The following is a 26,606-nucleotide window of genomic DNA, read 5'->3' as shown; positions in this document are numbered from 1 at the left end:
GCCCCTGGAACCCGGCATGAAGAAAAACTCGCTCTCCCAACGCAAGGACGACCACCTGGACATCGTATTGGACTCCGCCCGGGCCACGGCCCGCACCGACGGCGGTTGGACGAGCGTGCGTTTCGAACATTGCGCCTTGCCGGAACTTGCCCTGGACGACATCGATCTGGGCACCCAGTTTCTGGGTAAAAGCCTGCAAGCGCCGCTGTTGATCAGCTCCATGACCGGCGGCGCCGCACGGGCCGAAGCGATCAACGCGCACCTGGCCGAAGCGGCCCAGCAGTTGGGCATCGCCATGGGTGTGGGCTCGCAGCGCGTCAGCCTGCGCGAAGGCTTCGACCAAGGCCTGACCCGCGCCCTGCGCAAACGCGCGCCCGACGTGGCCTTGCTGGCGAACCTCGGCGCCGTGCAACTGCGCGAAGCCGATGGCCTGGAACTCGCCCGTCGGGCGGTGGACAGCCTGCAAGCCGATGCGCTGATCCTGCATCTCAACCCACTGCAAGAAGCCGTGCAGCCCGAGGGCGATCGCGACTGGGGCGGGGTGTTGCAGTCGATCGAACGGCTGTGCCGAACGCTCGAGGTGCCGGTGATCGCCAAAGAGGTCGGCGCAGGCATCAATGTCGCCACGGCCATGGCCCTGGGCAACGCGGGCGTGCAGGTGATCGATGTGGCCGGCACCGGCGGCACCAGCTGGGCTGCGGTCGAAGCCGAACGCATCGAGAATGCCAGCGACCGTGCGGTGGCCATGGCCTTCGCCGATTGGGGCATGCCCACCGCCACCTGCCTGCACAGCGTGCACCGCGCCCTGCCCCGCATGGCGCTGATCGCCTCGGGGGGGATCGCCGACGGCGTCGAAGCGGCCAAGGCCATCCGCCTGGGCGCGCAGTTGGTCGGCCAGGCGGCGCGCGTGCTGCCGGCAGCGATGCAGTCGACCGAAGCGGTATTGGCGCATTTCGACATCCTCCTGCGCCAGTTGCGCATCGCCTGCTTCTGCACCGGCTCGCGCAACCTCGACGCGCTGCGTAGCGCGCGTCTGCAAGTGCCCCACGGATGAGCCACTTCGCGGTCGTGGCACCGCCCTATCCCAGCCATTTCCAGGCATTGCAGGCCGTGGCCGGACATCTGTTGGAGCGCGGTCATCGCGTCACGTTCTTCCAGCAGGCCGACGCCGCGCGCTGGCTCAGCGATGCGCGCATGGGCTTCATAGCCCTCGGCACGACCAGCCATCCGCCCGGCAGCCTGACCCAGGCCCTCGAGTTGGCGGCGCGGCCCAACGGCCCGCTGCGCCTGCGCCGCTTGATCCGTCAATTGGCAGGCACCAGCGCCATGCTCTGCGAAACCCTGCCCGCTGCCTTGCGCGACGCGCAGGTGGATGCGTTGCTGTGCGACCAGATGGAGCCGGCCGGCGCCTTGATCGGCGAAGCCCTGGGCCTGCCGATCGTATCCATGGCCTGCGCGCTGCCGGTCAACCGCGAACCGGGCCTGCCGTTGCCGGTCATGCCTTTCGCGCCGGGCCGCGACGCACGCCTGTACGAGGGTACCGAACAGGTCCACGACTGGCTGATGAAACCCTTGCAGGCGGTGATCGACGCCACCTGCGAACGCCACGGCCTGCCGCCGCGCCAGGGCATGCACACGTGCTTGTCGCCGCTGGCGCAGATCAGCCAGACCCTGGCGCCGTTCGACTTTCCCCGTCGAGCGCTGCCCGACCATTTTCATGCAGTCGGGCCCTGGCGGCGCGACGGCGCCGGCGACGGACAGTGGCTGCTCGACCCACAGCGGCCCTTGGTGTTCGCCAGCCTCGGTACCCTGCAGGGGCATCGTTTCAGCCTGTTCCTGCGCATCGCCCAGGCCTGCAAAGCCCTGGACGTGCAACTCCTGCTGGCCCACTGCGGTGGCCTGGACGCCGCGCAGCAGACGCGCCTGCGCTACAGCGGCGCGAGCATCGTCACCGACTTCGCGCCGCAGCACTGGGCGGTACGCGCGGCCCAGGTGGTGATCAGCCACGGCGGCCTCAACACCGTGCTCGATGCGGTGGCGGCGCACACGCCGCTGCTGGTGATGCCCATCGCCTTCGATCAGCCTGGCGTAGCGGCGCGGGTCGCCTACCATGGCTTGGGCGAGGTGCTACCGCGCTGGGCCGGGCCACGGCGTATCGCCGCCAGCCTCGAGCGCTTGCTGGCCCGCCCCGCGGCCCATCACCCTGCGTTGAACGACGCACTGAATACCGCAGGCGGTGCGATGCGCGCCGCTGACATCATCGAACGGGCCGTCACCACCGGACGGCCCGTCCTGCATAGCGACCTGCCATGAACTTCGACCTGATCCTGGCCGGCGGCGGCCTGGCCAACGGCCTGATCGCTTGGCGCCTGCGCCAATTGCGCCCCGAGCTGAACATCCTGTGCCTGGAGGGCGACGCCGCGCCGGGCGGCAACCATACCTGGTCGTTCCACGAAGCCGATCTCGACCAGAGCCAGCGGCAATGGCTGGCCCCGCTGGTGGGCCATAGCTGGCCCAGCTACCACGTCCACTTCCCAGGCTTTTCGCGGCATCTGGCCAGCGGCTATGCCAGCATCGACAGCGCCCGCTTCGCCCGCCTGATGACCGAGGCACTGGGCCCGGCACTGCGCTGCAACAGCCGTATCCAGCAGCTCGACGCCACCAGCGTGCTGCTCGACAGCGGCGAACGCCTGCAGGCTGCAGCCGTGATCGACGGACGCGGTCCGCTGCCCAGCCCGCACATGGTGCTGGGCCAGCAGGCGTTTCTCGGCCAGGTGGTGCAACTGCACGCGCCCCATGGCCTGGCCGCGCCCATCGTCATGGACGCGCGGGTGGCGCAGGGCGACGGTTATCGCTTCGTCTACGTGTTGCCGTTCAGCGAAGACACGCTGCTGGTGGAAGACACCCACTACGTCGAACGCCACGCGCTCAGCGCCGAGCAACTGCGCCAACACATCGGGCAGTACTTGCAGCAGCACGGCTGGCACCCCAAACAGGTGCTGCGCGAAGAACATGGCGTGCTGCCGATCACCCTGGCCGGCGATTTCCCTGCCTGGCAGGCCGAACAGGCCGGCCAGCTACAGGCTGGCCTGCGCGCCGGGCTGTTCCATTGCACCACCGGCTACTCGCTGCCCGAGGCCGTACGCCTGGCGGATTGGCTGGCGCGCCAGCCGCATCTGGCGCATGACAGCCTGGCGCCGGCGTTCGCCGACTACCAGCGCAGCCGCTGGCAGCACCAAGGTTTCTATCGCCTGCTCAACCGCATGCTGTTTCTCGCCGGCTTGCCGCAGCAGCGCTGGCACGTCATGCAACGCTTCTACCGGTTGTCCGAGCCCCTGATCGCACGGTTCTACGCCGGGCGTAACACGTGGGCCGACCGCCTGCGCATTCTCAGCGGCAAACCGCCGGTCCCTGTTGGTCAGGCGCTGCGCGCCGCGCTGCGTCATTCCCCCCGCCATTTCGAGGAACATTCATGACCCCTGGTAAAACGGCTGTCGTCATCGGCGCCGGCCTGGGCGGCCTGGCCTTGGCCATCCGCTTGCAAGCCGCTGGCGTCGCCACCACTTTGCTGGAGCGCCGCGACCTGCCAGGCGGGCGCGCCTACGTGTACAAGGACGAGGGCTTCACCTTCGACGCGGGGCCGACGGTGATCACCGACCCTTCGGCCATCGAGGCGCTGTTCGAGGCGGCGGGCAAACCCATGCGCGACTACGTCGAGCTGCTGCCGGTGACCCCTTTCTATCGCTTGTGCTGGGAGGACGGCACGCGGTTCGACTACGGCAACGACCAGGCCGACCTGGAGCGACAGATCCACGCCCTGGAACCGGCCGACGTCGAAGGCTATCGGCGCTTCCTGGCCTATTCCAAGGAAGTGCTCGCCGAGGGCTACGTGAAGCTCGGCGCGGTGCCGTTCCTGTCGTTCCGCGACATGCTCTCGGCGGGCCCGCAGCTGGCCCGCCTGCAAGCCTGGCGCAGCGTGTATGGCATGGTCGCGAAATTCATCCGCAACGAAAAACTGCGCCAGGCGTTCTCGTTCCACGCCTTGCTGGTCGGGGGCAACCCCTTCTCCACCTCGTCGATCTACACGCTGATCCACGCCCTGGAGCGTGAATGGGGCGTGTGGTTCCCACGGGGTGGTACGGGCGCACTGGTCCAAGGCATGGCCAAGCTGTTCGAAGACATCGGCGGGCGCCTGGTGCTCAACGCAGACGTCAGCGGCTTCGACACCGAAGGCGACCGACTCACTGCCGCGCGTACCGCCGACGGGCAGCGTTGGCCGGCCGACACCATCGCCTCCAACGCTGACGTGGTGCACACCTACAGCGACCTGCTCGGCACCCACCCACGCGGGCGCAGCGAGGGCGAGCGGCTCAAGGGCAAGCGGTTCAGCAATTCGCTGTTCGTCGTGCACTTCGGCCTCAAGCGCGAGCAGCCGCAGTTGCGCCACCACACCGTGTGCTTCGGCGCGCGCTACAAGCCGCTGATCAATGAAATCTTCGCCGGGCCACAGCTGCCCGAAGATTTCTCGCTGTACCTGCACACCCCTTGCGCCACCGATCCGAGCCTGGCGCCGCCCGGCTGTTCCAGCCATTACGTGCTGGCGCCGGTGCCGCACCTGGGCAACGCCGACGTCGACTGGCGCGAAGAAGCGCCGCGCTACCGCGACCGTATCTTCAGCTACCTGGAACAGCACTACATGCCCGGCCTGCGCGAGGATCTGGTGACCTGCCGCACCTTCACCCCCCTGGACTTCCGCGAAGAGCTCAATGCGCACCTGGGATCGGCGTTCTCCCTGGAGCCGGTCCTGCAGCAAAGCGCCTGGTTCCGCCCCCACAACCGCGACGCGCAGGTCAAGAATCTCTATCTGGTGGGTGCCGGTACCCACCCCGGCGCTGGCGTGCCCGGGGTGATCGCTTCGGCCAAGGCCACTGCGCAACTGATGATCGAGGACCTGCACGGATGACCGAACCGGCCACCGATCCGCTGCTGCAACACGCGCTCGACAGCATCGCCGTGGGCTCGAAGAGCTTTGCCAGCGCTTCGCGCCTGTTCGATCCGCACACTCGGCGCAGCGCAGTGCTGCTCTACGCCTGGTGTCGGCACTGCGACGATGTGATCGACGGCCAACAGGCCGGCCATGATGCAGTACCGCTCAGCCCGGCCGAGGCGCGCCTGCGCCTGGCCGAGTTGCGCGCCCGCACGCAGACGGCCTACCTCGCCACACCCATCGACGACCCGGCCTTCGCTGCCTTGCAGGCCGTGGTGCAGCGTCATGGCATCGCCCGTGAGGAAGCCCTCGACCTGTTGCAGGGTTTCGCCATGGACGTCGATGGCCAGCACTACCAGACCTTCGCCGACACCTTGCAGTACTGCTACCACGTCGCCGGGGTGGTGGGGCTGATGATGGCGCGGATCATGGGCACCCAGGACCCGCAGGTGCTCGACCGCGCCTGCGACCTGGGACTGGCGATGCAATTGACCAACATCGCCCGCGACATCGTCGACGACGCCGAAGTCGGCCGTTGCTACCTGCCCCAGCAGTGGCTCGACGAGTTCGGCATCACCCTGGCGACCTTGGCCGAGCCGCGCCATCGACCGGCGCTGGCGGTGCTGGCCACGCGCCTGATCGATCAGGCCGAGCCCTATTACGCCAGCGCCGAGGCGGGCCTGGCGGCGCTGCCTTGGCGTTCGGCCTGGGCGGTGGCGAGCGCCGGGGCCGTGTACCGGCGTATCGGTATCCGCGTGCGCGCGGCGGGCGCCCAGGCCTGGAACACGCGCGCCTCCACCGGCAAGCTGGAAAAGCTGACTGCGCTCAGCGGGGGGCTGTGGACGAGTCTGCTGCGGCGTCTGCGACGCTATCCGCAGCGCGACCCTCGGTTGTGGACGCGCGCGCCGCTGCCGAACGCAACGGCCCATCGTGCCGAGCCCGCAACTGCGCCTTGAGGCGCTCGATGGGCGGTGCATAGATGAAGCCGAACGACACGCAACCCTCCCGGCCATGCACTGCGTGGTGCATCAGATGGGCCTGGTAGAGGCGCTTGAGATAGCCACTGCGCGGCACGTAGCGCAATGGCCAGCGCCGGTGCACCAGCCCATCGTGGGCGATGAAGTACAGCAGCCCGTAGCCGGTCATGCCGGCACCGATCCATTCCAGCGGGTGCCAACCGGCGTTGCCCAAAGCGATCAACACGATGGCCAATACGGCGAACACCACGGCGTACAGGTCGTTCTTCTCGAACCAACCCTGGCGCGGCTCATGGTGCGAGCGGTGCCAGCCCCAGCCGATACCGTGCATGAGGTACTTGTGGGCCAGCCAGGCAACGACTTCCATGCCGGCCAGGGTGATCAGTAAGATGGCGAGGTTGGTGAGCATGGCGTCCGTTCGATTCCAGGGAGTGAGGTATGGAGTGCTGCGCCTAGGATAGCGTTCCCCGGTGTATCAGCGTAAACGGCGCGACGGGTTGATCTGGGTCGCACCTGCGCATGGACGAAGATGAAAACGGTATTGGCTTTCATGAAATTTGTTATAAGATAACGTTTCATTCCAAGCCCACCTCCTGCCTGCGATCCTTCATGACAAGCACCAACCCTCTTCCCACCCCTATCACCCAACGCCTGCAAAGCATCGACGCGCTGCGTGGCCTGGTGATTTTGTTCATGCTGCTGGACCATGTCCGCGAAACCTTCTTCCTGCATCATCAGGTGGGCGATCCGATGGCGATCGCCACCACCGAACCCGGCTTGTTCTTCAGCCGCACTCTGGCGCACTTGTGCGCGCCGGTGTTCGTGCTGCTCACGGGCCTTTCGGCCTGGCTGTACGGTGAAAAGCACCAGGGCCGTGGCGATGTCGCAGCCTTCCTGTTCAAGCGCGGCCTGTTCCTGGTGGTGCTGGAGTTCACCGTGGTCAACTTCGCCTGGACCTTCCAACTGCCGCCGAGCGTGGTCTACCTGCAAGTGATCTGGGCCATCGGCGTGAGCATGATCGCCCTGGCGGCGCTGGTCTGGTTGCCACGGGCGGCGCTGATCGCGCTGGGCCTGACGATCGTCGTCGGGCACAACCTGCTCGACGCCGTGCATTTCGGCGAAGGTTCTTCCCTGCACGTGCTCTGGGCGATCCTGCATGACCGTGGCTGGCTGGAAGTGTCCGAGCACATGCGTCTGCGCACCTCCTACCCGGTCTTGCCGTGGATCGGCGTGATCGCCCTGGGTTACGCCCTCGGCCCGTGGTTCGCCCGTGGCAGCGACGCGGCCCTGCGCCAGCGGCGGCTGCTGGGCAGCGCCGCGCTGGCACTGTTGGCGTTCGTCATACTGCGTTTGCTCAATGGTTACGGTGAAGCGCCCTGGAGCAGCTACCCCAGTGCCGTGCAAACCCTCATGAGCCTGCTCAACATCACCAAGTACCCACCTTCGCTGCTGTTCCTGTGCCTGACCCTGGGTGTCGGCCTGTTGCTGCTGCGCGGTTTCGAGCGCGCCGGCCAGGCGCGCTGGATCGGCGTACTGGCGGTGCTGGGCGCAGCGCCGATGTTCTTCTATCTGCTGCACCTGTACGTGCTCAAGCTCGCCTACCTGGTGTGCGTGGCGCTGTTCGGCCTCAACCAGGGCCAGTACTTCGGCTTCGACAGCATTGGCGCGGTGTGGCTGTGCGCGGTGTCGTTGGCGTTGGCGCTATACCTGCCGGTACGCGCCTTCGCCCGGCTCAAGGCTCGGCGCCGCGACATCGCCTGGCTCAAATACCTGTGAAGCGGTTCCCTGCCGGCGGGCGATGGTCTACCATGCCGCCCGCCGGTTTCCCCCCAGGAATTAATAGGGAATTCGTCGCTCGCCGCCACGTGGCGAGCCAAACGAAACTGCCCCCGCAACTGTAGGTGCCGAGCCTGCTCCTCGAATGCCACTGGACGAGTCCGGGAAGGCCGGAGCCAGGCCAGGACGCACCAGTCAGGAGACCTGCCGGCACACATTCACCGACCGGCGGGGTGTCCGGGACGGCCATCGGCACCCTGTCCAGGGTGGTGCCGCCTGCCTCGCGCAGGCGGCGCAGACGATGCCTGTCCGTGCACGCGGTCCGCTGCACCACGATAGGAGATCGTTCCAATGCTTCGCCTCACTGCCCTGCTCACCGCCCTCGGCCTCTCGGGTGTCGCCCAGGCCGCCGCCACGCACTACCCGCTGACCGTGGACAACTGCGGCATGCCGCAGACCTTCGCCCAGGCGCCGCAACGTGCGGTGACCATCGGCCAGGCCGGCACCGAGATCCTCTACGCCTTGGGCCTGGGCGAACGTCTGGCCGGCACCTCGCTGTGGTTCAACGACGTGCTGCCCGAATTCAAGGCGCAGAACGACAAGGTACCGCGCCTGGCCGACAACGATCCGAGCTTCGAGGCGGTGGTCGGCAAACGTCCGCAACTGGTCACCGCGCAGTTCGAATGGATGGTCGGCGAGCAAGGCGTGGTCGGCACCCGTGAGCAGTTCCGCGAGTTGGACATTCCCACCTACCTGCTGCCCTCCGACTGCGAAGGCAAGGACAACCTGGTCGGCGCCGACGGCACCCGCCTGCAACCGTTCAAGGTCGACACGATCTACAAGAGCGTCAGCCAACTGGCCGAGATCTTCGATGTGCAGGCGCGCGGCGAGGCGCTCAATGCCCAGCTGCGCGGGCAATTGGAACGGGCCCGGGCGCGACTGGCCGGCAAGGATCTGTCGGGCACCAGCGCGCTGTTCTGGTTCTCCAGCGCCGACCTCGACATCGACCCTTACGTCGCCGGCCGCCAGGGGGTAGCCGATTTCATGCTGCAAACCCTCGGTGTGCGCAACGTGGTGGAGTCGCAGGAGGAATGGCCCACCGTCGGCTGGGAAACCCTGGCCAAGGCCAACCCCACCTGGCTGATCATCGCGCGCATGGACCGTCGCCGCTTCCCGGCCGACGACTACCGCAAGAAACTCGAATTCCTGCGCACCGACCCGGTGGCGAAGAATCTCGATGCGGTCAAGCAGGGTCGCATCATCATCCTCGACGCCGACGCCATGCAGGCCGGCATTCGCCTGTTCCGTGGCCTGGAGACGCTGTCCGAGGCATTCGCCAGCGGTAAAACGACGCCGTGAGCCAGCGACTGCTACCAGGCGGCGTCCTGGCACTGCTGGCGCTGGGCGCCGCCTTGCTGGCGGGCATCAGCATCGGCGAAACCGGCGTGGCGCCACGGGTGGTCTACCAGGTGCTGGCCAACCACCTTTGGCAAGCCGGCTACGCGGTCGACCCGATCGATGCCGGCATCGTCTGGAACTACCGCCTGACCCGCACCCTGGTGGCGGCGGCCTGCGGCGCGGGCCTGGCGACCTGCGGCGTGATCCTGCAAGCGCTGCTGCGCAACGCCCTGGCCGAACCCTATCTGTTGGGGCTGTCGGCCGGGGCGTCCACCGGCGCGGTGGCGGTGGGCTTGCTGGGCGTCGGCGGCGCGGCGCTGTCGCTGTCGGCCGGGGCCTTCATCGGCGCCCTGGCGGCCTTCGCCCTGGTGCTGCTGCTGTCGCGTGCGGCCGGCCCTGCGCACAACAACGCGCAGGTGATCCTGGCCGGCATCGCCGGGTCGCAGCTGTTCAATGCCATCACCGCCTTCCTGATCACCAAGTCGGCCACCGCCGAGCAGGCCCGCGGCATTCTGTTCTGGCTGCTGGGCAACCTCAGCGGGGTGCGCTGGCCATCGGTGGGCCTGGCGGTGCCGGTGGCGCTGCTGGGTTTGGCGGTGTGCCTGTGGCACCGACGCAGCCTCGATGCCTTCACCTTCGGCACCGATTCGGCGGCCTCGCTGGGGGTGCCGGTGCGCCGCACGCAACTGCTGTTGATCAGCTGCGCGGCGCTGGTCACGGCGGTGATGGTGTCGATCGTCGGCGCCATCGGCTTCGTGGGGTTGGTCATTCCCCATGCGCTGCGCCTGCTGTTCGGGCCGGGGCATGCGCGGCTGCTGCCGGCCAGTGCCTTGGGCGGGGCGCTGTTCCTGATCTGCGCCGACATCCTCTCGCGCACCCTGCTGCCCGGGCAGGTGATTCCGGTGGGTGTGGTCACCGCGCTGATCGGCGCGCCGGTGTTCGCCTTGATTCTGGTCAGCCGCCGGGGGCGTTCATGAGCAATCTCGCGGCCGTGCGCCTGGCCCCGCTGTGCTGCGCGGGCCTGGGCCTGAGCCTACGTGGCCAGCCCTTGCTGCAAGGCATCGACCTGCAACTGTTGCCAGGGGAAACCCTCGGCGTGGTCGGCCCCAACGGCTCGGGCAAGTCCACTTTGCTCAAGCTTCTGGCCGGGTTGCGCGCGCCCAGCCAAGGCAGCGTACAGCTGCTGGGCGAGCCGCTTGCGCGATTGCCGCGACGGCGCGTGGCGCAAACCCTGGCGCTGGTCGAGCAACAGGCCGACACCCACGACGCCATCAGCGTCTTCGAGGCCGTGGCCCTGGGCCGCACGCCGTGGTTGTCGGCGCTGGCGCCGTTCGGCGAGACCGACCGCGCCATCGTCGAGCAGGCATTGCGCGACGTCGATGCCCTGCACCTGCAACGACGGGTGTGGGGCTCGCTGTCAGGCGGCGAACGCCAGCGTGTGCACATCGCCCGCGCGCTGGCCCAGCGGCCGCAGGTGCTGCTGCTCGACGAGCCGACCAACCACCTCGACATCCAGCACCAGCTGAGCCTGCTGCACTGCGTGCAGGCGTTGCCGATCAGCACCGTGGTGGCCTTGCACGACCTCAACCAGGCCCTGACCTGCGACCGCCTGGCCGTGCTCGACCAAGGCCGCCTGGTGGCCCTGGGCGCGCCCTTCGACGTGCTCACCCCCGCGCGCCTGCTGAGCACCTTCGGCGTGCACGCGCACTACCTCACCGACCCCTACGACGGCGCACGCATCCTGCGTTTGCGCACGCCCTGACGCTGGAAACCCGCCCATGCTCCGATTCACCGCTGCCGTGTGCCTCGCCGGCCTGACGCTCGCCCCCCTGGCTCTGGCCGAGGTCCATGAAGTGAAGATGCTCAACCGCGGCGCCGACGGCGCCATGGTCTACGAGCCCGACCACCTGCACATCGCCCCCGGCGACAGCGTGCGTTTCGTGCCCACCCACGCCAGCCACAACGCCGCCAGCCTGCCTGCGCTATGGCCCAAAGGCGCCGAGCCGTTCAAGAGCAAGCTCAACCAGGCCGCCGAGCAGCGTTTCAGCGAGCCGGGGCTGTATGGCATCCAATGCATTCCGCACCTGGGCATGGGCATGGTCATGCTGATCGAGGTGGGCGATGCAGACCTGGGCGCGGTGCCATGGCCGACCGATCTGCCGGCCCGCGCCGCTGCGCGGCTCCAGGCCCAGCGCGAGAAGCTGGAGGCCGGACGATGAGCCATCTGACCCGCGCCGCCCTGCTCGTGCCGCTGCTCGGCATCGCACCGCTGGCCGCCGCCGAATCCGACGAATCGGCGCAATCGGCCGCCAAGGGCTTCGTCGAAGACAGCCGGTGGAGCTTGCTCAACCGCAGCGTCTACGACCGTCGCGACTACCACAATGGCGGCCGCAACGGCGCGGCGCGCAACGCCTACAAGCCGCGCAGCGCACGCAGCGACCTGGCCGAGGAATGGGGTTACGGGGTGATCGGCACCTTCGTTTCGGGCTTCACCCAGGGCCAGGTGGGCTTCGGTGTCGACGCCCACGCCCTGCTCGGGGTCAGGCTCGACAGTGGCGGCGGCCGTGCCGGCAAGGCGCGTTTGCTGGCGCTGGACAACGGCGGTCATCCACAACGCAGCTTCGACCGTGCCGGCGCTGCGCTGAAGATGCGCGTGTCCAACACGGTCCTGAGCTACGGCGAACAACGCCTCAAGACTCCGGTGTTCAGCGCCTCCGACAGCCGCTTGCTGCCGGAGACCTTCACCGGCTGGTGGCTGACCAGCGACGAGATCGACACCCTCAAGCTGGTGGGCGGACACTTCACCGACGATGCCGACCGCAACGCGTCGAGCCACGGCAAGGGCCTGGTGGTCAACTACTCCAACGGCAAGCGCGGCGACAGCATCGATGTGGCCGGCGCCGTCTGGAACCCTACGGCCGCGTTCGGCGCCAGCCTCTACACCTCGCATTACGATGACACCTGGAACCAGCAGTACCTGGGCAGCACCTTCAGCCATGCACTGGACGCGCACCGCAGCCTCAACCTGGATTTGAACCTGTACCGCACCCGCGATACCGGCAAGGCGCTGTCCGGGCGCATCGACAACACCACCTGGAGCCTCATCTCGCGCTACCGCCAGGACGCCCACACCCTGAGCCTGGGCTGGCAACAGGTGCACGGCGACACACCGTTCGACTACGTCAGCCGCGGCGCCATCTACCTGACCAACGCCGTGCAACTGTCGGACTTCAACGCCCCCAACGAAAAATCCTGGCAGGCGCGCTATGACTTCGACATGTCCAGCGTCGGCGTGCCCGGCCTGTTGCTGAGCGCACTGTACGTGCGCGGGTTCGACATCGACGGCAGCCATGTCGACGCCGCCGGCGGCTATGCCTACCTCGGCTACGGCCAAGGCGGCAAGCACTGGGAGCGCGACCTGGAAGCGCGCTATGTGGTGCAGTCGGGCCAGGCCAAAGGCCTGACCTTCTCGTTGCGCCACGACGTGCACCGCGGTAACACCGCCCAGGCGGAACTGGACAGCAACCAGGTGCGGTTGGCGGTGGAGTACCCACTGGGCGGCGGCTTCTGAGCGCGGAAAAGGTCAGCCGAGTTACCCCAGACGTGTGGAACTGGATGCGCATCCACACCGACGAAACCTCCTCGCATCGATGAGGGGGTTTCCCACGATCGTGTTCCCCAAGATTTGCCACCCAAACCACCTGCCATCATTACGTCACACCACCCTGCGATAGTCTCCCGACCGGCCCCGCCACGACGGCAAGGCCAACGCTCGGCACGGTCCACCTGCCCCGAGCTGACGAAAAGCGCCATGCGCCCTTTCGATCCGAGGCCAGTGAAGGCACAATGCGTGTCTTTTTTTGGCCGGCCGGGCCGGGAGGCCTTTTCCATGATCAAGACGCCGTACTACCTCATCGACAAGACCAAGCTGCTCAGCAACATGGAGAAGATCGCCTACGTGCGCGAGCAGTCCGGCGCCAAGGCGCTGCTGGCGCTCAAATGCTTCGCCACCTGGTCGGTGTTCGACCTGATGCAGCAGTACATGGACGGCACCACCTCGTCCTCGCTGTACGAGCTCAAACTCGGCCGGGAGAAATTCGTCGGTGAGACCCATGCCTACAGCGTGGCCTGGGCCGACGACGAAATCGAAGAGATGCTCGCCAACTGCGACAAGATCATCTTCAACTCCATCGGTCAGTTGCAGCGCTTCGCCGAGCAGTCCGCCGGCAAGACCCGTGGCCTGCGCGTCAATCCGCAGGTCAGCAGCTCCGACTACCTGCTGGCCGACCCGGCACGCCCCTTCAGCCGCCTGGGCGAATGGGACCCGGAAAAGATCGAAGCGGTGATCGGCGACATCTCCGGGTTCATGTTCCACAACAACTGCGAGAACGGCGATTTCGGCTTGTTCGACCAGATGCTCACGCATATCGAACAGCGCTTCGGCCACCTGCTGCACAAGGTGCAATGGGTCAGCCTGGGCGGCGGCATCCACTTCACCGGCGAAGGCTATGACGTCGATGCCTTCTGCAAGCGCTTGAAGTCGTTCTCCGACACCTACGGCGTGCAGGTGTATCTGGAACCCGGCGAAGCAGCGATCACCCAGAGCGCTTCGCTGGAAGTCACCGTGCTCGACACGCTGTACAACGGCAAGCACCTGGCGGTGGTCGACAGCTCCATCGAAGCGCACCTGCTCGACCTGCTGATCTACCGCCTCAACGCCAAGCTGGCGCCGAGCGAGGGTGAGCACACCTACATGATCTGCGGCAAATCGTGCCTGGCCGGCGACATCTTCGGCGAATACCAGTTCGCCAAGCCGCTGGCCATCGGCGACCGTCTCTCGTTCGTCGACGCAGCCGGCTACACCATGGTCAAGAAGAACTGGTTCAACGGTCTGAAGATGCCGTCCATCGTCGTCAAGCAACTCGATGGCAGCATCGACGTCGTCCGTGAGTTCGGTTTCGACGACTACGTTTCCAGCCTGTCTTAAGACGGCATTCAGTAAGGAGCAACAGATAAATTGAAGAAGAACGTTCTTATCATTGGTGCAGGAGGTGTCGCCAAGGTGGTGGCCCACAAGTGCGCACAGCATAACGACGAGCTTGGTCGTATTGCGATCGCGTCACGGAACATCTCCAAATGCCAGGCCATCATCGACAGCGTCAAGGCCAAAGGGAGCCTCAAGGTACCCGCGGACATCCAGGCCTTCTCGCTCAATGCACTCGACGTCGAAGCGACCAAAGCGCTGATTCGCGAGACCCAATCGCAGATCGTCATCAACGTCGGCTCCGCGTTCCTCAACATGTCGGTGCTGCGTGCCTGCATCGATACCGGTGTCGCCTACCTGGACACCGCGATTCACGAAGAACCAGGCAAGGTATGCGAAACGCCGCCCTGGTACGGCAACTACGAGTGGAAACACACCGAAGAGTGCCAACACAAGAACATCACGGCCATTCTCGGCGTCGGTTTCGACCCGGGTGTGGTCAACAGCTACGCGAAACTCGCGCAGCAGCAGTATTTCGACCGCATCGACTCGATCGACATCCTCGACGTCAATGCCGGCTCGCACGGCAAATACTTCGCCACCAACTTCGACCCGGAAATCAACTTCCGCGAATTCACCGGGCAGGTCTGGAGCTGGCAGAACGCCCAGTGGACCAGCAACAGCATGTTCGAGGTCAAGCGCACCGACGACCTGCCGGTGGTCGGCGAGCAGAACCTGTACCTGACGGGCCACGATGAAGTGCACTCGCTGTCGAAGAACCTCGACGTGCCCAACGTGCGCTTCTGGATGAGCTTCGGCGAGCACTACATCAACGTCTTCACCGTGCTGAAAAACCTGGGTCTGCTCTCCGAGCAGCCGGTACGCACCGCCGAAGGCCTCGACGTGGTGCCGCTGAAAGTGGTCAAGGCCGTGCTGCCCGACCCCGCTTCGCTGGCCCCGGGCTATACCGGCAAGACCTGCATCGGCGATCTGGTCAAAGGCACCAAGGACGGCCAACCGCGCGAGGTGTTCATCTATAACGTGGCCGACCACGAGGACGCCTTCGCCGAGACCGACAGCCAGGGCATTTCCTACACCGCGGGCGTACCGCCGGTCGCAGCGGCGCTGCTGGTCGCACGCGGCGAGTGGGACGTGCAGCGCATGGTCAACGTCGAGGAACTGCCGGCCGAGCCGTTCCTCAAGGCGCTGGACGTGATGGGCCTGCCCACCCGCGTGAAGGACGAGCACGGCGACCGTGCTTGGGATGCGCCCGTCTAAAGGCTAACGGCGAGCCCCGATGGCGTGGGCTCGTAGCCTTCTGGAACGAAACTGCCCGTGGTGCGCCGGACGATGTCCGGTACGCTCCGGGCAGTTTTTTTGCGCCAGCGTCGGGCAACGCAGAGGATGGCCCGGTGAGATCGGCGGGTCGCTCTGCCGTCCAGCGCGAGCCGCGCTGAATGCGTTCCTGACATGAATCTCCCTTCCTTCGCCTATTTTCCGAAAAGGACTACAAGAGGCGGAGAAAAACCTCTGGCCTTTGCGCTTTTCCCCTCTCCTTACCCCCTTCCATCATTCCCCTACGCGTGCAAACGCCTCGCACCCAGGGGGAACAGACATTGACGGACCACCACCACAAGCTCAGCCACCTCGCTGTTGAAGACATCGAAACCTTGTACCAGCGTTACCTGGCCGGAGAACCCATCGCCGCACTGCTCGTCGAGTACGCCATCGATGTACCCGCCAGCAGCCTGATCAGGGCTTTTCCACCCATGCCCTGCGCCGACCTGGAGTGCCCGTGGTGCGAACGGCCGCTGTACACCCGTCGGCGCGGCAAGTCGCAACCGGCGCGCAGCGTCAACGAAGCTTTTTGCCTGACCTGCCAGCACCGCTATTTCTTTCCTGCCTACAACCGGCTGCAGCGCTATTGCATCTGCGCGCCTTGCAGTCTGGAGCGCGATCACGCCCGGCATGACCAGCAAGCGCGCCTACGCCAGCAGATCCTCGCCCATTGGGCGGTAGGCTCCGAGCCGATGGTGCCTTATTGCACGCTTGGGATCGGCAGCAAACTCACGCTCATGGCCATCATCGAAGCGCGCGGCAGCGCGTGGAGCGACCGTATCGAGCCCGTCGAGCCGGGGCAGAGCGCCCTGCTGCTCAGCCCCAGCGAAACCATGGACACGGCCCTGTTCGAAAGCGTACGCCTGCAAACCCTGCTGCTGGTGGACCCGCACTCGCCGCTCGAAGCCTTCCTGCCCAACCCCGCCCTACCACGGCTCGGGCGCGTGCACTGGATCTGCAACATCACCCTCGACGGCCAGCAACGGGCAACCCTCACCGAGGTCTATCGACACTTGCATCGCGACTTGGCCCGCGGCCCCAGGCCCGAATGGCACCGGGAGCTGACCCAGCTGATCCACAGTCTGGCCGTGGAGGAAGTCTACGGGCAGATCGAACGCCGCTGCGCCGAACATGGCTTGGCCTTCCGCGCCCGCGAACGCAGCCAGGCGGTGGCCGAAACCCTGCTCGAACACCTCTCGGTCTGCCATATCTGGGATTTGGCCAACACCGCCCTGCGCGGCGCGCTGCAATTCGCCGAGCACTGCAACGTCAATTCCACACACGTGGTCGGCACCCTACCCGGCAAGCTCAACCATCTGGGTCGCCGCGCCATCGGTGAGCACTGGGCGCCGCGTGGGTCGCGGCAAACGGCTGGGGCGCTCAGATCGGTGTACAGCAGGCTGTTGCATGGTTGGCTGCTCGGCAACGCCGACGGCGGGCTGGAGTGCCCCCTGAACCTGTATGCACAAGCCCTCCCCTGCACACCGCGCACCGCCGATTCGGCACGACTGCCATGCGTGCAGGGCGACATCGCTTGACCAGGCCCTCGCGAAGCGACACCAGCCGCGAGGTGTGGGCGCTGCGGATCAATCGACGCGCAGGCGCCAATACCCGTGCCAGTTCATGCGCAGCTCAGCCAAGGGCAGGACATCGATGCATCCCGCCTTCGCCAACGCACCGCCCAGCACGTGTTGCAAGGCCGCGCGCATCACCCAGGGGTGGGTCACGGCCAGCCACTGCCCAGGTGGCAAACCTCGATCGAGCCAGGCGCCGACGCGGGCGCTCACCTGCCGAAGCGACTCGCCGCCATGGGGTGCGGCCAGCGGGTCGTCCAGCCAGTCTCGCAACGCCTCGGGTGCGGTCAGCTGCACGTCCTTGAGCGAGCGCCCGCCCCAACACCCCATGTCCATGTCGGCTAACGCCGTGTCTACCTGACCCGCCAAGCCCAATGCGGCGGCGGTCTGCACAGTGCGGCGCTCCGGCGCGACCAGGCATTGCAGCGCGGGCGGCCACGAGCGCGGCGCGGGCATGTCGCGCAGCGCATCGTCCTGTCGAGCGAAGTGCCCTGTCCGCTGCGCTTCGGTTGCCGCGTGGCACAGCAAGGTCAGTTCGATGGCCTGCACCGCCGACGTCTCGACTCAGCCTTGTTGAGCCGACATCCTCGCCCGCGCCGCGTGCAACTTCTTGTAGCTCTCGAGCAGGCGCTGATGCCGCTCCAGCCCTTCGAGCTTCATGCTGGTCGGGGTCAGGCCATGGAAGCGCACGTTGCCTCGTACCGAGCCCAGCACCGCCTGCATGCGCGCCTGGCCGAACATGCGGCGCAGGTTGTCTTCGTAGTCGCCGAGGTCGAGCTCGTTGTCCAGCTCGATCTCCAACACCACGTTCAGCGCTTGGTAGAACAAGCCGCGCTCGACGGTGTTGTCGTTGTATTGCAGGAACATCTCCACCAGTTCCTTGGCCGGATCGAACTGCTTGAGGGCCACGTGGATCAGCAGCTTGAGCTCCAGCACGGTGAGCTGGCCCCAAGGCGTGTTGTCGTCGAACTCGATGCCGATCAGCGTCTTGATCTCGGTGTATTCGTCCAACTCGCTGTTTTCCAGACGCTCGACCAGGGCCTTCAATTCGCGGTCGCTCAGGCGGTGCAGGTTGAGGATGTCTTCGCGGAAGTACAGCGCCTTGTTGGTGTTGTCCCAGACCAGGTCGTCCACCGGGTAGATTTCCGAGTAGCCCGGCACCAGGATGCGGCAGGCCTTGGCGCCCAGGTGCTCGTACACCGCCATGTAGCTTTCGTGGCCGAGGGCTTCGAGGATGCCGAACAGCGTGGCGGCTTCTGTGACGTTGGAGTCTTCGCCGTGAGCGGAGAAATCCCATTCGACGAAGTCGTAGTCGGGCTTGGCGCTGAAGAAGCGCCATGACACCACGCCGCTGGAATCGATGAAATGCTCGACGAAATTGTTCGGCTCTGTCAGCGCGTGGCTTTCGAAGGTCGGTGCCGGCAAGTCGTTGAGGCCTTCGAAGCTGCGGCCCTGAAGCAATTCGGTCAGGCTGCGCTCCAGCGCCACTTCCAAGCTGGGGTGCGCGCCGAAGGACGCGAACACGCCGCCAGTGCGCGGGTTCATCAGGGTCACGCACATGACCGGGAACTCGCCGCCCAGGGACGCATCCTTGACCAGCACCGGGAAGCCTTGATCTTCCAGCCCCTTGATCCCGGCGACGATGCCGGGGTACTTGGCCAGCACCGCTTCGGGCACGTCCGGCAGGCACAGCTCGCCTTCGAGGATTTCGCGCTTGACCGCCCGCTCGAAGATTTCCGACAGGCACTGCACCTGGGCTTCGGCCAAGGTGTTGCCGGCGCTCATGCCGTTGCTCAGGTAGAGGTTTTCGATCAGGTTCGAGGGGAAGTACACCACCTCGCCGTCGGACTGGCGCACGAACGGCAGCGAGCAGATGCCGCGGGTTTCGTTGCCCGAGTTGGTGTCGATCAGGTTCGAGCCGTGCAGCTCGCCGTCCGGGTTGTAGATGGCCAGGCAATGCGCGTCGAAGATTTCGCCCGGCAGCTCATCGTTGGCGCCAGGCTGGAACCAGCGCTCGTCCGGGTAATGCACGAACGGCGCGTTGGCCAGCTCTTCGCCCCAGAATTGGTCGTTGTAGAAGAAGTTGCAGTTCAGCCGCTCGATGAATTCGCCCAACGCCGAGGCCAACGCCGCCTCTTTGGTGGCGCCCTTGCCGTTGGTGAAGCACATCGGCGACTGGGCGTCGCGCAGGTGCAGCGACCAGACGTTGGGCACGATGTTGCGCCACGAGGCGATCTCGATCTTCATGCCCAGCCCTTCGAGCAGGCCGGACAGGTTGGCGATGGTCTGCTCCAACGGCAGGTCCTTGCCGGGGATCAGCGTGCGCGCAGTGGAGTTCGGGTCGAGCATCAGCAGCGACTGGGCACTGTCGTCGAGGTTCTCCACCTCTTCGATGACGAACTCGGGGCCGGCCTGCACCACCTTCTTCACCGTGCAGCGGTCGATCGAACGCAAGATGCCCTGGCGGTCTTTCTCGGAGATGTCGGCCGGCAGCTCCACCTGGATCTTGAAGATCTGCTGGTAGCGGTTTTCCGGGTCGACGATGTTGTTCTGCGACAGGCGGATGTTTTCCGTGGGGATGTCGCGGGTCTGGCAGTAGAGCTTGACGAAGTACGCCGCGCACAGCGCCGAAGAGGCGAGGAAGTAGTCGAACGGGCCCGGCGCCGAACCATCGCCCTTGTAGCGGATCGGCTGGTCGGCGATCACCGTGAAGTCGTCGAACTTCGCTTCGAGGCGAAGGTTGTCGAGAAAGTTGACTTTGATTTCCATGGGTGAGCACCGGGTACCGTCTGAACAAAAGTGGCGGCGATTATCCGGATTTTTGCCTGGGAAGTCTTGCCCGGCGGGCCGATGGCTTTTGCTATGATTGCCACCCTCCCAGGCACACAGCGCTGGGTGCCCGTGCCCCACCGATACCGAGTGCCTGTCATGAACCGTCGCAAGAAGATCAACCAACTGCTCAAGGCCAACGCCAAGAAGGCCAGCGCCAAACTGGCGCCACGCAGCAGCAAGCCCAAGTACGTCAGCAAGGCGGACCGCGCCAGGCTCGAAGCCGAGGCCGAGCAGGAGCCGGTGGTGGACTGAGCGCTCGCAGGAGCAGTGATGAGCTCGGAGCCGTCAAGTGAACCTGGCGTGGAGCCTGCATCGATCCTGGGAGACTTGGGTCAGGGTCATGGGGCCGGCGCTGCCGGCCATCGCGGCTAAACCGGAGCGCCGGCCGGCCGCTCCTACAGGTCAGCTCATTCTGGAGCAATACGCGTTTATCCACAGCCGCGCCCGACGGGGTTGAGGGCAGTTCACCGGGAAGCCGGGGCGTCTATGGGAATCATATCCCATGTAGGAGCGGCTTTAGCCGCGATGGCCGGCGGTGCCGGCCCAATGGCCGCTCCGCACCTCTCGGCAGCCCATACGCAGCCCCCCAAACCCAGGCCAGCGCGCTGGCGCTTCGACGAAAACAACGGGTAAAAGCTCGACCGCGAACACCGCACCTACAGGAACTTGACCATGAAAATTGTGGCCGCACAGACCGCTTGCACCTTCACCTCGTTCCACGAAGGCGTCGCACGCCACCTGGACTTGGTCGAACGCGCCGCAGCCCTTGGCACCGCCGCGTTGTTTTTCCCTGAACTGTCGTTGACCGGATACGCCCCGAGCCAGGCGGCGCAACAGGCCATGCACCTGGACGATGCTCGGCTGACGGTGTTCCAACACGCCAGCGACCGTCATCAGATGTTGATCGCCATCGGGGTGCCGACCCGGTACGGACCGGGGGTGCAGATCAGCCTCGTGATCTTTCAGCCCAATCAGCCCAGACGCAGCTACGCCAAGCAGTGGCTGCATGCGGACGAAGAGGCTTTCTTCATGCCTGGCGACAGGCCAATGCTGCTCGAAACAGGCGGCTACCGGTTGGCCCCCGCCATCTGCTTCGAGTCGATGCAACCTGAGCATGCTCAGGCCATGGTCTACCTGGGCGCCCAGGTGTATCTGGCCAGCGTCGCGAAATCCGCAGAGGGCGTGCAGGCGTCGTTGCGGCACTATCCACTGATTGCCCAACGGCATGCCATGCCGGTAGTGATGGCAAACGCTGTCGGACCGGTCGAGGGTTTCGTGTGCGCCGGCGGTTCCGGCGTGTGGGACGGCGATGGCAGGGTGCTGTGTCAGGCTGGCACCGACGGTGAAGCGCTGGTGTGTTACGACTTGGCCAGCGGGCAGGCCGAGGTGGTCGTCCTGGCTTGATTCCACGCGATCCGATCAAACTTTCAAGCCCGTGCGCGTTCTGCTGTATAGACACCTGATCCTTGAGGAGACGCCATGAAACCCACCGATTCGAACCCAGCCGACAAAGTCCCACGTCCGATTTCCTCCGAGCAGGCGCAAAAAGGTGAAGGTTCCCCAGACCCGGTCCTCGAGCAAGGCGACCCGCGCACCAAGGTCGTCGACAAGGTCATCACGCCGACCGAAGTCAAAGAGCTCGAAGAGCAGACCCGCCAGATCAATGAGCGTCTGGCCGAGGTCGAGTCCAAGACCTCGCGCTAAGCGCCTGCCCGAGTCGACGGCGTGCCGTGTGACCCACGGCGCGCCGGTAGTGCCCTCCCCAATGTCGTTTCTGCGTCGACCATCGACCCTCCCTGACGATGCGTCGTATCACGGCGCCCTCTCGACCCCTTGCCCTCAGCGCACTTCTCATGCTCCCCCTTGCCTGACCTGATCAATCCGCTACCCTCGACGCTCACCGTTCAAGGGCACCTCATGTTCGATTGGGAAGATCTGCGTTATTTCTCCGCCTTCGTCAGCGCCGGATCGCTGTCGGCCGCCGCCAAGGCGTTGGCCGTCGACCACGCCACCGTGGCCCGGCGCATCGCTTCGCTGGAAGCCTCGCTGCACCTCAAACTGGTCGACCGCCGCGCGCGGACATATCTGGTCACCGAGCAAGGTCAGCGCGTCGCGGCCTTCGCCCAGCAGATGCTCACGACCTCTTTCGCACTGGAGCATTTCGCCAGTGCCGGCCAGGCGCAGGTCGAGGGCCAAGTGGTGCTCAGCGCCCCACCTGCCCTGCTGGGCAGCCTGATCGCCCGGCGTGGCGGCGAGTTGTTCGCACGCTACCCCGCGCTGACGCTGAAGCTGGTCGGCAGCAAGTCCCGCGCCTCCCTGACGCGCCGCGAAGCGGACCTCGCCATCAGCCTTACCCGCCCTACCGAGCCTACGCTGGTGGCGCAACTGCTGGGCCACCTCGAATACCGCCTGTACGCCGCCCCCGCCTACCTGCGCAGCGGGCAAGCGCCGGTATACATCGGCTACGACGCGTCCCAGGCCAAGTCGCCGCAGCAACGCTGGCTGCTCCAGCAAGCGGGCGACGGCACCTTCGTGTTGCACAGCAACGACCTGCGCATCCAGGCCGAGGCAGCGGCCGGTGGCGCCGGGATCGCCTGCCTGCCGGCATTCATGGCCGATGAGCATCAGCTGGAGCCGGTCAGCCGCGCAGGTGCCTCGACGAGTATCGAAATCTGGCTGGCGGTGCATGAAGACGCGCGCCACACCCCGCGTATCCGGGCCGTGATCGACTTCGTACAGGGCTGCCTGCAGCCACTTCTGCGCTTGTGAATTTCTGCATACCGAATCTGCGCGCACAGGGAATTTCCCTACGGGCTTTGCGCCGTTACCTTAGTCAGCACTTCCACGCCCACCCCACTGGGCAGGCACTCGGCAATAGGAGACTCGCATGCAATACGTGAAACTCGGCAACACCGGTCTGGACATCTCCCGGCTGTGCCTGGGCTGCATGACCTTCGGCGAACCGGACGCCGGCACCCACCCCTGGACCCTGGGCGAGGCCGACAGCGGGCCGATCATCCGCCACGCCGTCGAGCAGGGGATCAACTTCTTCGATACCGCCAACAGCTACTCGGCCGGCACGTCCGAGGAGATCCTCGGCAAATGGCTGAAGGCCTACACCCGCCGCGACGAGACAGTGATCGCCACCAAGGTGTTCTACCCTGCCAACATGTGGCAAGGCGACGCCCGCCCCAACGAGCAGGGCCTGTCGCGCAAGGCCATCTTCAACGGCATCGACGCCAGCCTGCGCCGCTTGGGCACCGACTACGTCGACCTGTACCAGATCCACCGCTGGGACTACCGCACGCCCATCGAAGAGACCATGGAAGCGCTGCACGATGTGGTGAAAGCCGGCAAGGCACGTTACATCGGCGCTTCGTCGATGTTCGCCTGGCAGTTCGCCAAGGCCCAGCAAGCGGCCGCCGCCAACGGCTGGACCCGTTTCGTGTCGATGCAGAACTACCTGAACCTGCTGTACCGCGAGGAAGAGCGCGAAATGATCCCACTGTGCCGCGACCAGGGCGTCGGCCTGATGCCGTGGAGCCCGATGGCTCGCGGCCGTCTGACCCGGCCCCAAGGACAGCAGACGGCGCGGATTCTCAGCGACGAATCGGGCGCGTCGTTCTTCGCCGGCAGCGAAGTGGAAGATGGCAAGGTGATCGATGTGGTCGAGCAAGTCGCGCTGGAGCGTGGTGTGCCGATGGCGCAGGTGGCGTTGGCCTGGGTGCTGAACACCCCTGGCGTTTCGGCGCCGATCGTCGGGGCGTCGAAGCCGGCGCAGCTGGACGATGCGATAGCGGCGCTGGCATTGAAGCTGACGGCGGAGGAGATCGCGCGGTTGGAAGCGCCGTATGTGCCGCACAAGGTGACGGGGTTCAAGTGATGGAACCGGGCGGCCTGTCGGGTGCCGGTTCGCCTGCGCGGTTCGGGCATTCGTTTGCTCTTCGTGTGACGATTCAAAGCGGTCTTTAGACCGCATCTGCCGCCGCTCGCGGCGTAAGGACCGCCTTGTATCCGCCGCCGCGAATCGCCATCTCAGGCATCAAGCCCTTCAGCCCAGTTCGCCTACGACCACACGCGTCGCTTCCGCCAGCGCCGCATCCTGCCATAGGGACTTCGGTTCGGCGGCGCGTGTGTAGAGCGTCAGCACCCAGGGCGCTCGGTTCGGCGGCCAGATCACGGCGACGTCGTTCGCGACGCCGTAATCGCCCGAGCCGGTCTTGTCGCCGACCGTCCAACCCGCTGGCACACCTGCGCGAATGCGCTTGGCGCCTGTGGTGTTGCCCTTGAGCCAGGTCTGCAATTGCTGCTGAGCCGGTTCGTCCAAGCCGTCGCCGAGTACCAGGCGCTGCATGCTCACCGCCATGGCTCGAGGCGTACTGGTATCGCGGGGATCGTCGGGCAAGGCGCTGTTCAGGCCGGGTTCGTTGCGGTCCAGGCGGAACGCCCCGTCGCCCATGCGCCGAGCGAAGGCGGTGAGCGCGGCAGGCCCGCCGATCACCTCCAGAAGCAAGTTGGCTGCTGTGTTGTCGCTGTACTGCAAGGCGGCAGCGCAGAGGTCGGCGACCGTCATGCCGGTATCGACGTGCTGCTGGGTGATGGGCGAATACACCACCAGCGTCTTGGCATCGAAATGGATACGCTGGGCGAGCAGGCCGGGCTTTTCCTGGCTCAGGTGCAGCACGGCACCGGCGAGCATGACCTTGAAGGTGCTGCACAGCGCGAAGCGCTGGTCGGCGCGGTAGGCCAGGTGGCGGCCGCTGCCGGTGTCCAGGGCGTAGAGGCCCAGGGTGATGCCGTGGGTGCGTTCGAGCCGCTCGAACTGGGTGTCGATCGAGCGCGTCGCCCAGGCGGGTAAGGCCAGGAGTGTCGAACCGGCCAAGGCGCCTTGCAGCAAGGCGCGGCGCTTGAAAGCGAAGGACATGGCGAGGGTTTCCACTGTAAACATGGGAGCGTGGAGGCTAGTGGGTTTCTATCGGTAAGCCAAGGGCGTCAGGCGCAATGCGTGCCGAGGCTTCTGACAGCGCTTTGCGAGTATTCGCACAGGTTTAGACCCTCGCTCATGGGCGGGCATCGCTGACCCGATTCGACGTGTGCTGCTGCTAAGGCGCAGGGAGCTCGGTCAATTCGACGTCATCCATGAGGGTTTTGGCCAATGCGCTCAAATAGGCCGCGGCGCCCAGCAGCTTGTGGTCGTCTTCGAGATCGCCCTGCTCAACCAGATGAGTGATGTAGCTCAGGAGGATGGACACATGCTCGTGTGCGCAGGTGATGGGTACGCTGGAGGCTAGCCGAAAGGCCGGCAAAACTGTCATGGCTGGCGTCGAACGGAGGTCCTAGTCTATGGCGGGATGGCCGGTCTGAGGATTATTCATGGCTAATCCCTCGGTTTGAAAAAACTGACCGCAGCAGTTCATACTCCGTAGGCAGGAGATGCCTGGAAAACGTGGCGGATCGGGGACGATTTTCTTCATGTGGTCACCTGAATGCAGAATGGACGCTGCACCTTCCGTTTCCACGCGTTGGGTGGCAGCTGTACACGGGGTGGAAACCCGAGCGCATTCAGAAACCCGGTAGGCACAAGGCCTCCCGCGTACAGCCGCCATTGAAGACGATTTCTGAATGCTTGCGCGGGTTTCCACACCCGGCCGCTGAACGTTTCAGCGACCGAGAGAGCCTAGGGGGCAAGGGTTCCGTGGGCAATCAGACGGGAGTCGACAGATTGCGTAGGGTATTTCCTAGGACTGGTGATGAACAGCAGGCTGGCGTAGGAATGTGCCCAGCTTAACGTAGGAAATGTAGATGCATTGAAGGTGGGTTATCTTGTCGGCTCCTACTGCCCTATCACGACAATCCAATGCTCTATTCGCTCGTCTCCAGTGGCCGACTGCATGCACCCGATCAAGCGGAGCCGACCGTACCGTGGTGGAGTTTCACGAAAACGGTCCTGGCGGCAACGGCGCTATCGCTCGTGCGAGACGGATTGATCGGTTTGGACGACCCCGTATCCGATGAGCTTTTCACGTTGCGGCAATTGCTGCGGCACGAGGCAGGGCTCGCCGACTACGGTGAGCTTCCGGACTACCATGCCGCTGTCGCCAACGGCGAGTCCGCGTGGCCGGTCGAGTACATGATGCAGCGCTTGGACGGCACCCGGCTCAGGTACGCCCCTGGAGCAGGTTGGCGCTATTCCAATGTCGGCTACTGGCTGGTGGGCCGGCTCATCGAACGTCTGACAGCGCTGACGCTCGATGAAGCCGTGGAGCGACGCGCTCTGGCACCATTGGGGCTCGCAAACGTACGTTTCGCGAAAACGCGTGAAGAGATGCGAAACAGCCCTCTCGGCGCCAATCCGGATTATGACCCGGCCTGGGTCTACCACGGACTACTGATCGGCCCCCTGTCACAAGCCGCGCTGCTCTTGGATCGACTCCTCGCCGGTAGCCTTCTCCCTCAAGCGCTCATGGGGGAAATGCGCACTGCACGAATGTTGAGCGGCCCCATAGACGGACGTCCCTGGAAGACGGCGGGTTATGGGCTCGGAGTGATGCAAGGTTCGATAGAGGGTGGGATTGGGCTGTGCGGACACACGGGTCAAGGGCCCGGCAGCACAATCGCGGTTTACCGTGCAGCGGTCGGCGACGCGTCAGCGTGTTGTGCTGTGTACGCAATGAGCAGCACTGAAGGACTTGTCGAAACTGTCGCTGTAGAGCGGCTCTTGCGCATGTTCGAGTAACGCA

General features: G+C 65.6%; 23 protein-coding genes, 2 pseudogenes and 1 riboswitch. Of the genes and pseudogenes, 20 read left to right on the top strand and 5 right to left on the bottom strand.

Going from position 1 to position 26,606, the window contains the following annotated elements; genetic code table 11:
- The first annotated feature begins 16 nt into the window (after nucleotides 1-16).
- The 5 genes and pseudogenes from fni to AA0Z93_RS18405 form a co-directional block, all read left to right on the top strand.
- On the top strand, nucleotides 17-1,054 hold the full coding sequence (fni, locus tag AA0Z93_RS18425; protein ID WP_413047527.1) for a type 2 isopentenyl-diphosphate Delta-isomerase: 1,038 nt from the start codon (nucleotides 17-19) through the stop codon (nucleotides 1,052-1,054).
- Nucleotides 1,051-2,313, top strand: a complete 1,263-nt coding sequence (locus AA0Z93_RS18420) for a glycosyltransferase (protein ID WP_413047528.1) — start codon at nucleotides 1,051-1,053, stop codon at nucleotides 2,311-2,313. Before fni ends, AA0Z93_RS18420 begins: the two co-directional genes overlap by 4 nt.
- A complete protein-coding gene (crtY, locus tag AA0Z93_RS18415) occupies nucleotides 2,310-3,476 on the top strand; it encodes a lycopene beta-cyclase CrtY (protein ID WP_413047529.1) in 1,167 nt (388 codons plus the stop codon). Before AA0Z93_RS18420 ends, crtY begins: the two co-directional genes overlap by 4 nt.
- Nucleotides 3,473-4,963: a phytoene desaturase gene (locus AA0Z93_RS18410; RefSeq protein ID WP_413047530.1), complete on the top strand. Its 1,491-nt coding sequence runs from the start codon at nucleotides 3,473-3,475 to the stop codon at nucleotides 4,961-4,963. Before crtY ends, AA0Z93_RS18410 begins: the two co-directional genes overlap by 4 nt.
- Nucleotides 4,960-5,889 (top strand): annotated as a pseudogene (locus AA0Z93_RS18405) (phytoene/squalene synthase family protein); the annotation flags it as partial. The gene AA0Z93_RS18410 and the pseudogene AA0Z93_RS18405, both read left to right, overlap by 4 nt.
- Here AA0Z93_RS18405 and AA0Z93_RS18400 read toward each other — a convergent pair.
- On the bottom strand, nucleotides 5,813-6,373 hold the full coding sequence (locus AA0Z93_RS18400) for a sterol desaturase family protein (RefSeq protein ID WP_413047531.1): 561 nt from the start codon (nucleotides 6,371-6,373) through the stop codon (nucleotides 5,813-5,815). The pseudogene AA0Z93_RS18405 and the gene AA0Z93_RS18400 sit on opposite strands and share 77 nt — an antisense overlap.
- Nucleotides 6,374-6,573: 200 nt before the next feature.
- Between AA0Z93_RS18400 and AA0Z93_RS18395 the strand changes: the two genes are divergently transcribed.
- From AA0Z93_RS18395 to AA0Z93_RS18355, 9 genes are all read left to right on the top strand, one after another.
- Entirely contained in the window at nucleotides 6,574-7,740 is a 1,167-nt protein-coding gene (locus AA0Z93_RS18395; RefSeq protein ID WP_413047532.1) for a DUF1624 domain-containing protein, read from the top strand.
- Nucleotides 7,741-7,766: 26 nt separating this feature from the next.
- Nucleotides 7,767-7,967: riboswitch (cobalamin riboswitch) on the top strand.
- A gap of 124 nt (nucleotides 7,968-8,091) precedes the next feature.
- Nucleotides 8,092-9,099, top strand: a complete 1,008-nt coding sequence (locus AA0Z93_RS18390) for an ABC transporter substrate-binding protein (RefSeq protein WP_413047533.1) — start codon at nucleotides 8,092-8,094, stop codon at nucleotides 9,097-9,099.
- Nucleotides 9,096-10,115: a FecCD family ABC transporter permease gene (locus AA0Z93_RS18385; RefSeq protein ID WP_413047534.1), complete on the top strand. Its 1,020-nt coding sequence runs from the start codon at nucleotides 9,096-9,098 to the stop codon at nucleotides 10,113-10,115. Before AA0Z93_RS18390 ends, AA0Z93_RS18385 begins: the two co-directional genes overlap by 4 nt.
- Nucleotides 10,112-10,900, top strand: coding sequence for an ABC transporter ATP-binding protein (locus AA0Z93_RS18380; RefSeq protein WP_413047535.1), 789 nt, complete (start codon nucleotides 10,112-10,114; stop codon nucleotides 10,898-10,900). Before AA0Z93_RS18385 ends, AA0Z93_RS18380 begins: the two co-directional genes overlap by 4 nt.
- A gap of 16 nt (nucleotides 10,901-10,916) precedes the next feature.
- On the top strand, nucleotides 10,917-11,357 hold the full coding sequence (locus tag AA0Z93_RS18375; RefSeq protein WP_413047536.1) for a pseudoazurin: 441 nt from the start codon (nucleotides 10,917-10,919) through the stop codon (nucleotides 11,355-11,357).
- On the top strand, nucleotides 11,354-12,709 hold the full coding sequence (locus tag AA0Z93_RS18370; protein WP_413047537.1) for an OprD family porin: 1,356 nt from the start codon (nucleotides 11,354-11,356) through the stop codon (nucleotides 12,707-12,709). The genes AA0Z93_RS18375 and AA0Z93_RS18370 overlap by 4 nt, the downstream gene beginning before the upstream one ends.
- Nucleotides 12,710-13,027: 318 nt before the next feature.
- Nucleotides 13,028-14,125, top strand: a complete 1,098-nt coding sequence (locus tag AA0Z93_RS18365) for a carboxynorspermidine decarboxylase (protein WP_413047538.1) — start codon at nucleotides 13,028-13,030, stop codon at nucleotides 14,123-14,125.
- 30 nt (nucleotides 14,126-14,155) lie between these two features.
- Nucleotides 14,156-15,400, top strand: a complete 1,245-nt coding sequence (locus tag AA0Z93_RS18360; RefSeq protein ID WP_413047539.1) for a saccharopine dehydrogenase family protein — start codon at nucleotides 14,156-14,158, stop codon at nucleotides 15,398-15,400.
- Nucleotides 15,401-15,738: 338 nt separating this feature from the next.
- Nucleotides 15,739-16,998 carry a hypothetical protein gene (locus AA0Z93_RS18355; RefSeq protein WP_413047540.1) on the top strand — a complete coding sequence of 420 codons (1,260 nt, stop codon included), beginning with the start codon at nucleotides 15,739-15,741 and terminating at the stop codon, nucleotides 16,996-16,998.
- A gap of 48 nt (nucleotides 16,999-17,046) precedes the next feature.
- Here AA0Z93_RS18355 and AA0Z93_RS18350 read toward each other — a convergent pair whose 3' ends face one another.
- The gene (locus AA0Z93_RS18350; RefSeq protein ID WP_413047541.1) at nucleotides 17,047-17,583 is read right to left on the bottom strand and encodes a histidine phosphatase family protein; all 537 of its coding nucleotides are present in this window, start codon (nucleotides 17,581-17,583) and stop codon (nucleotides 17,047-17,049) included.
- Between the two features lie 15 nt (nucleotides 17,584-17,598).
- Nucleotides 17,599-19,803: an OsmC domain/YcaO domain-containing protein gene (locus tag AA0Z93_RS18345; RefSeq protein ID WP_413047542.1), complete on the bottom strand. Its 2,205-nt coding sequence runs from the start codon at nucleotides 19,801-19,803 to the stop codon at nucleotides 17,599-17,601.
- A gap of 159 nt (nucleotides 19,804-19,962) precedes the next feature.
- On the opposite strand from AA0Z93_RS18345, the gene AA0Z93_RS18340 reads away from it, so the two are divergent.
- From AA0Z93_RS18340 to AA0Z93_RS18320, 5 genes are all read left to right on the top strand, one after another.
- On the top strand, nucleotides 19,963-20,118 hold the full coding sequence (locus AA0Z93_RS18340; RefSeq protein ID WP_413047543.1) for a DUF2986 domain-containing protein: 156 nt from the start codon (nucleotides 19,963-19,965) through the stop codon (nucleotides 20,116-20,118).
- 420 nt (nucleotides 20,119-20,538) lie between these two features.
- The gene (locus tag AA0Z93_RS18335; protein WP_413047544.1) at nucleotides 20,539-21,270 is read left to right on the top strand and encodes a carbon-nitrogen hydrolase family protein; all 732 of its coding nucleotides are present in this window, start codon (nucleotides 20,539-20,541) and stop codon (nucleotides 21,268-21,270) included.
- A gap of 75 nt (nucleotides 21,271-21,345) precedes the next feature.
- Nucleotides 21,346-21,570, top strand: coding sequence for a hypothetical protein (locus tag AA0Z93_RS18330; RefSeq protein ID WP_413047545.1), 225 nt, complete (start codon nucleotides 21,346-21,348; stop codon nucleotides 21,568-21,570).
- A 213-nt stretch (nucleotides 21,571-21,783) separates the two neighbouring features.
- On the top strand, nucleotides 21,784-22,635 hold the full coding sequence (locus tag AA0Z93_RS18325; RefSeq protein ID WP_413047546.1) for a LysR family transcriptional regulator: 852 nt from the start codon (nucleotides 21,784-21,786) through the stop codon (nucleotides 22,633-22,635).
- Between the two features lie 118 nt (nucleotides 22,636-22,753).
- On the top strand, nucleotides 22,754-23,749 hold the full coding sequence (locus AA0Z93_RS18320) for an aldo/keto reductase (protein ID WP_413047547.1): 996 nt from the start codon (nucleotides 22,754-22,756) through the stop codon (nucleotides 23,747-23,749).
- Between the two features lie 168 nt (nucleotides 23,750-23,917).
- On the opposite strand, the gene bla is transcribed toward AA0Z93_RS18320, so the two are convergent.
- Both bla and AA0Z93_RS18310 read right to left on the bottom strand, forming a co-directional pair.
- Nucleotides 23,918-24,790, bottom strand: a complete 873-nt coding sequence (bla, locus tag AA0Z93_RS18315; protein WP_413047548.1) for a class A beta-lactamase — start codon at nucleotides 24,788-24,790, stop codon at nucleotides 23,918-23,920.
- A 178-nt stretch (nucleotides 24,791-24,968) separates the two neighbouring features.
- Nucleotides 24,969-25,163, bottom strand: a pseudogene (locus AA0Z93_RS18310) (DUF3077 domain-containing protein); the annotation flags it as partial.
- Nucleotides 25,164-25,723: 560 nt separating this feature from the next.
- On the opposite strand from AA0Z93_RS18310, the gene AA0Z93_RS18305 reads away from it, so the two are divergent.
- Nucleotides 25,724-26,602 (top strand): serine hydrolase domain-containing protein, encoded by an 879-nt coding sequence (locus AA0Z93_RS18305; protein ID WP_413047549.1) that lies wholly within the window; start codon nucleotides 25,724-25,726, stop codon nucleotides 26,600-26,602.
- The last annotated feature ends 4 nt before the right edge of the window (nucleotides 26,603-26,606 follow it).

The organism is Pseudomonas phoenicis (genome assembly GCF_047302395.1).
Taxonomy (GTDB): domain Bacteria; phylum Pseudomonadota; class Gammaproteobacteria; order Pseudomonadales; family Pseudomonadaceae; genus Aquipseudomonas.
Note: the sequence above shows the minus strand (reverse complement) of the source record. Positions and strands in the feature narration are given on the sequence as shown.

Excerpts from the sequence above, each read along its gene's own strand:
- fni (WP_413047527.1), top strand. The coding sequence starts at position 17 with ATGAAGAAAAACTCGCTCTCCCAACGCAAGGACGACCACCTGGACATC.
- AA0Z93_RS18420 (WP_413047528.1), top strand. The coding sequence starts at position 1,051 with ATGAGCCACTTCGCGGTCGTGGCACCGCCCTATCCCAGCCATTTCCAG.
- crtY (WP_413047529.1), top strand. The coding sequence starts at position 2,310 with ATGAACTTCGACCTGATCCTGGCCGGCGGCGGCCTGGCCAACGGCCTG.
- AA0Z93_RS18410 (WP_413047530.1), top strand. The coding sequence starts at position 3,473 with ATGACCCCTGGTAAAACGGCTGTCGTCATCGGCGCCGGCCTGGGCGGC.
- AA0Z93_RS18400 (WP_413047531.1), bottom strand. The coding sequence starts at position 6,373 with ATGCTCACCAACCTCGCCATCTTACTGATCACCCTGGCCGGCATGGAA.
- AA0Z93_RS18395 (WP_413047532.1), top strand. The coding sequence starts at position 6,574 with ATGACAAGCACCAACCCTCTTCCCACCCCTATCACCCAACGCCTGCAA.
- AA0Z93_RS18390 (WP_413047533.1), top strand. The coding sequence starts at position 8,092 with ATGCTTCGCCTCACTGCCCTGCTCACCGCCCTCGGCCTCTCGGGTGTC.
- AA0Z93_RS18380 (WP_413047535.1), top strand. The coding sequence starts at position 10,112 with ATGAGCAATCTCGCGGCCGTGCGCCTGGCCCCGCTGTGCTGCGCGGGC.
- AA0Z93_RS18375 (WP_413047536.1), top strand. The coding sequence starts at position 10,917 with ATGCTCCGATTCACCGCTGCCGTGTGCCTCGCCGGCCTGACGCTCGCC.
- AA0Z93_RS18370 (WP_413047537.1), top strand. The coding sequence starts at position 11,354 with ATGAGCCATCTGACCCGCGCCGCCCTGCTCGTGCCGCTGCTCGGCATC.
- AA0Z93_RS18365 (WP_413047538.1), top strand. The coding sequence starts at position 13,028 with ATGATCAAGACGCCGTACTACCTCATCGACAAGACCAAGCTGCTCAGC.
- AA0Z93_RS18345 (WP_413047542.1), bottom strand. The coding sequence starts at position 19,803 with ATGGAAATCAAAGTCAACTTTCTCGACAACCTTCGCCTCGAAGCGAAG.
- AA0Z93_RS18340 (WP_413047543.1), top strand. The coding sequence starts at position 19,963 with ATGAACCGTCGCAAGAAGATCAACCAACTGCTCAAGGCCAACGCCAAG.
- AA0Z93_RS18335 (WP_413047544.1), top strand. The coding sequence starts at position 20,539 with ATGAAAATTGTGGCCGCACAGACCGCTTGCACCTTCACCTCGTTCCAC.
- AA0Z93_RS18330 (WP_413047545.1), top strand. The coding sequence starts at position 21,346 with ATGAAACCCACCGATTCGAACCCAGCCGACAAAGTCCCACGTCCGATT.
- AA0Z93_RS18325 (WP_413047546.1), top strand. The coding sequence starts at position 21,784 with ATGTTCGATTGGGAAGATCTGCGTTATTTCTCCGCCTTCGTCAGCGCC.
- AA0Z93_RS18320 (WP_413047547.1), top strand. The coding sequence starts at position 22,754 with ATGCAATACGTGAAACTCGGCAACACCGGTCTGGACATCTCCCGGCTG.
- bla (WP_413047548.1), bottom strand. The coding sequence starts at position 24,790 with ATGTCCTTCGCTTTCAAGCGCCGCGCCTTGCTGCAAGGCGCCTTGGCC.
- AA0Z93_RS18305 (WP_413047549.1), top strand. The coding sequence starts at position 25,724 with ATGCTCTATTCGCTCGTCTCCAGTGGCCGACTGCATGCACCCGATCAA.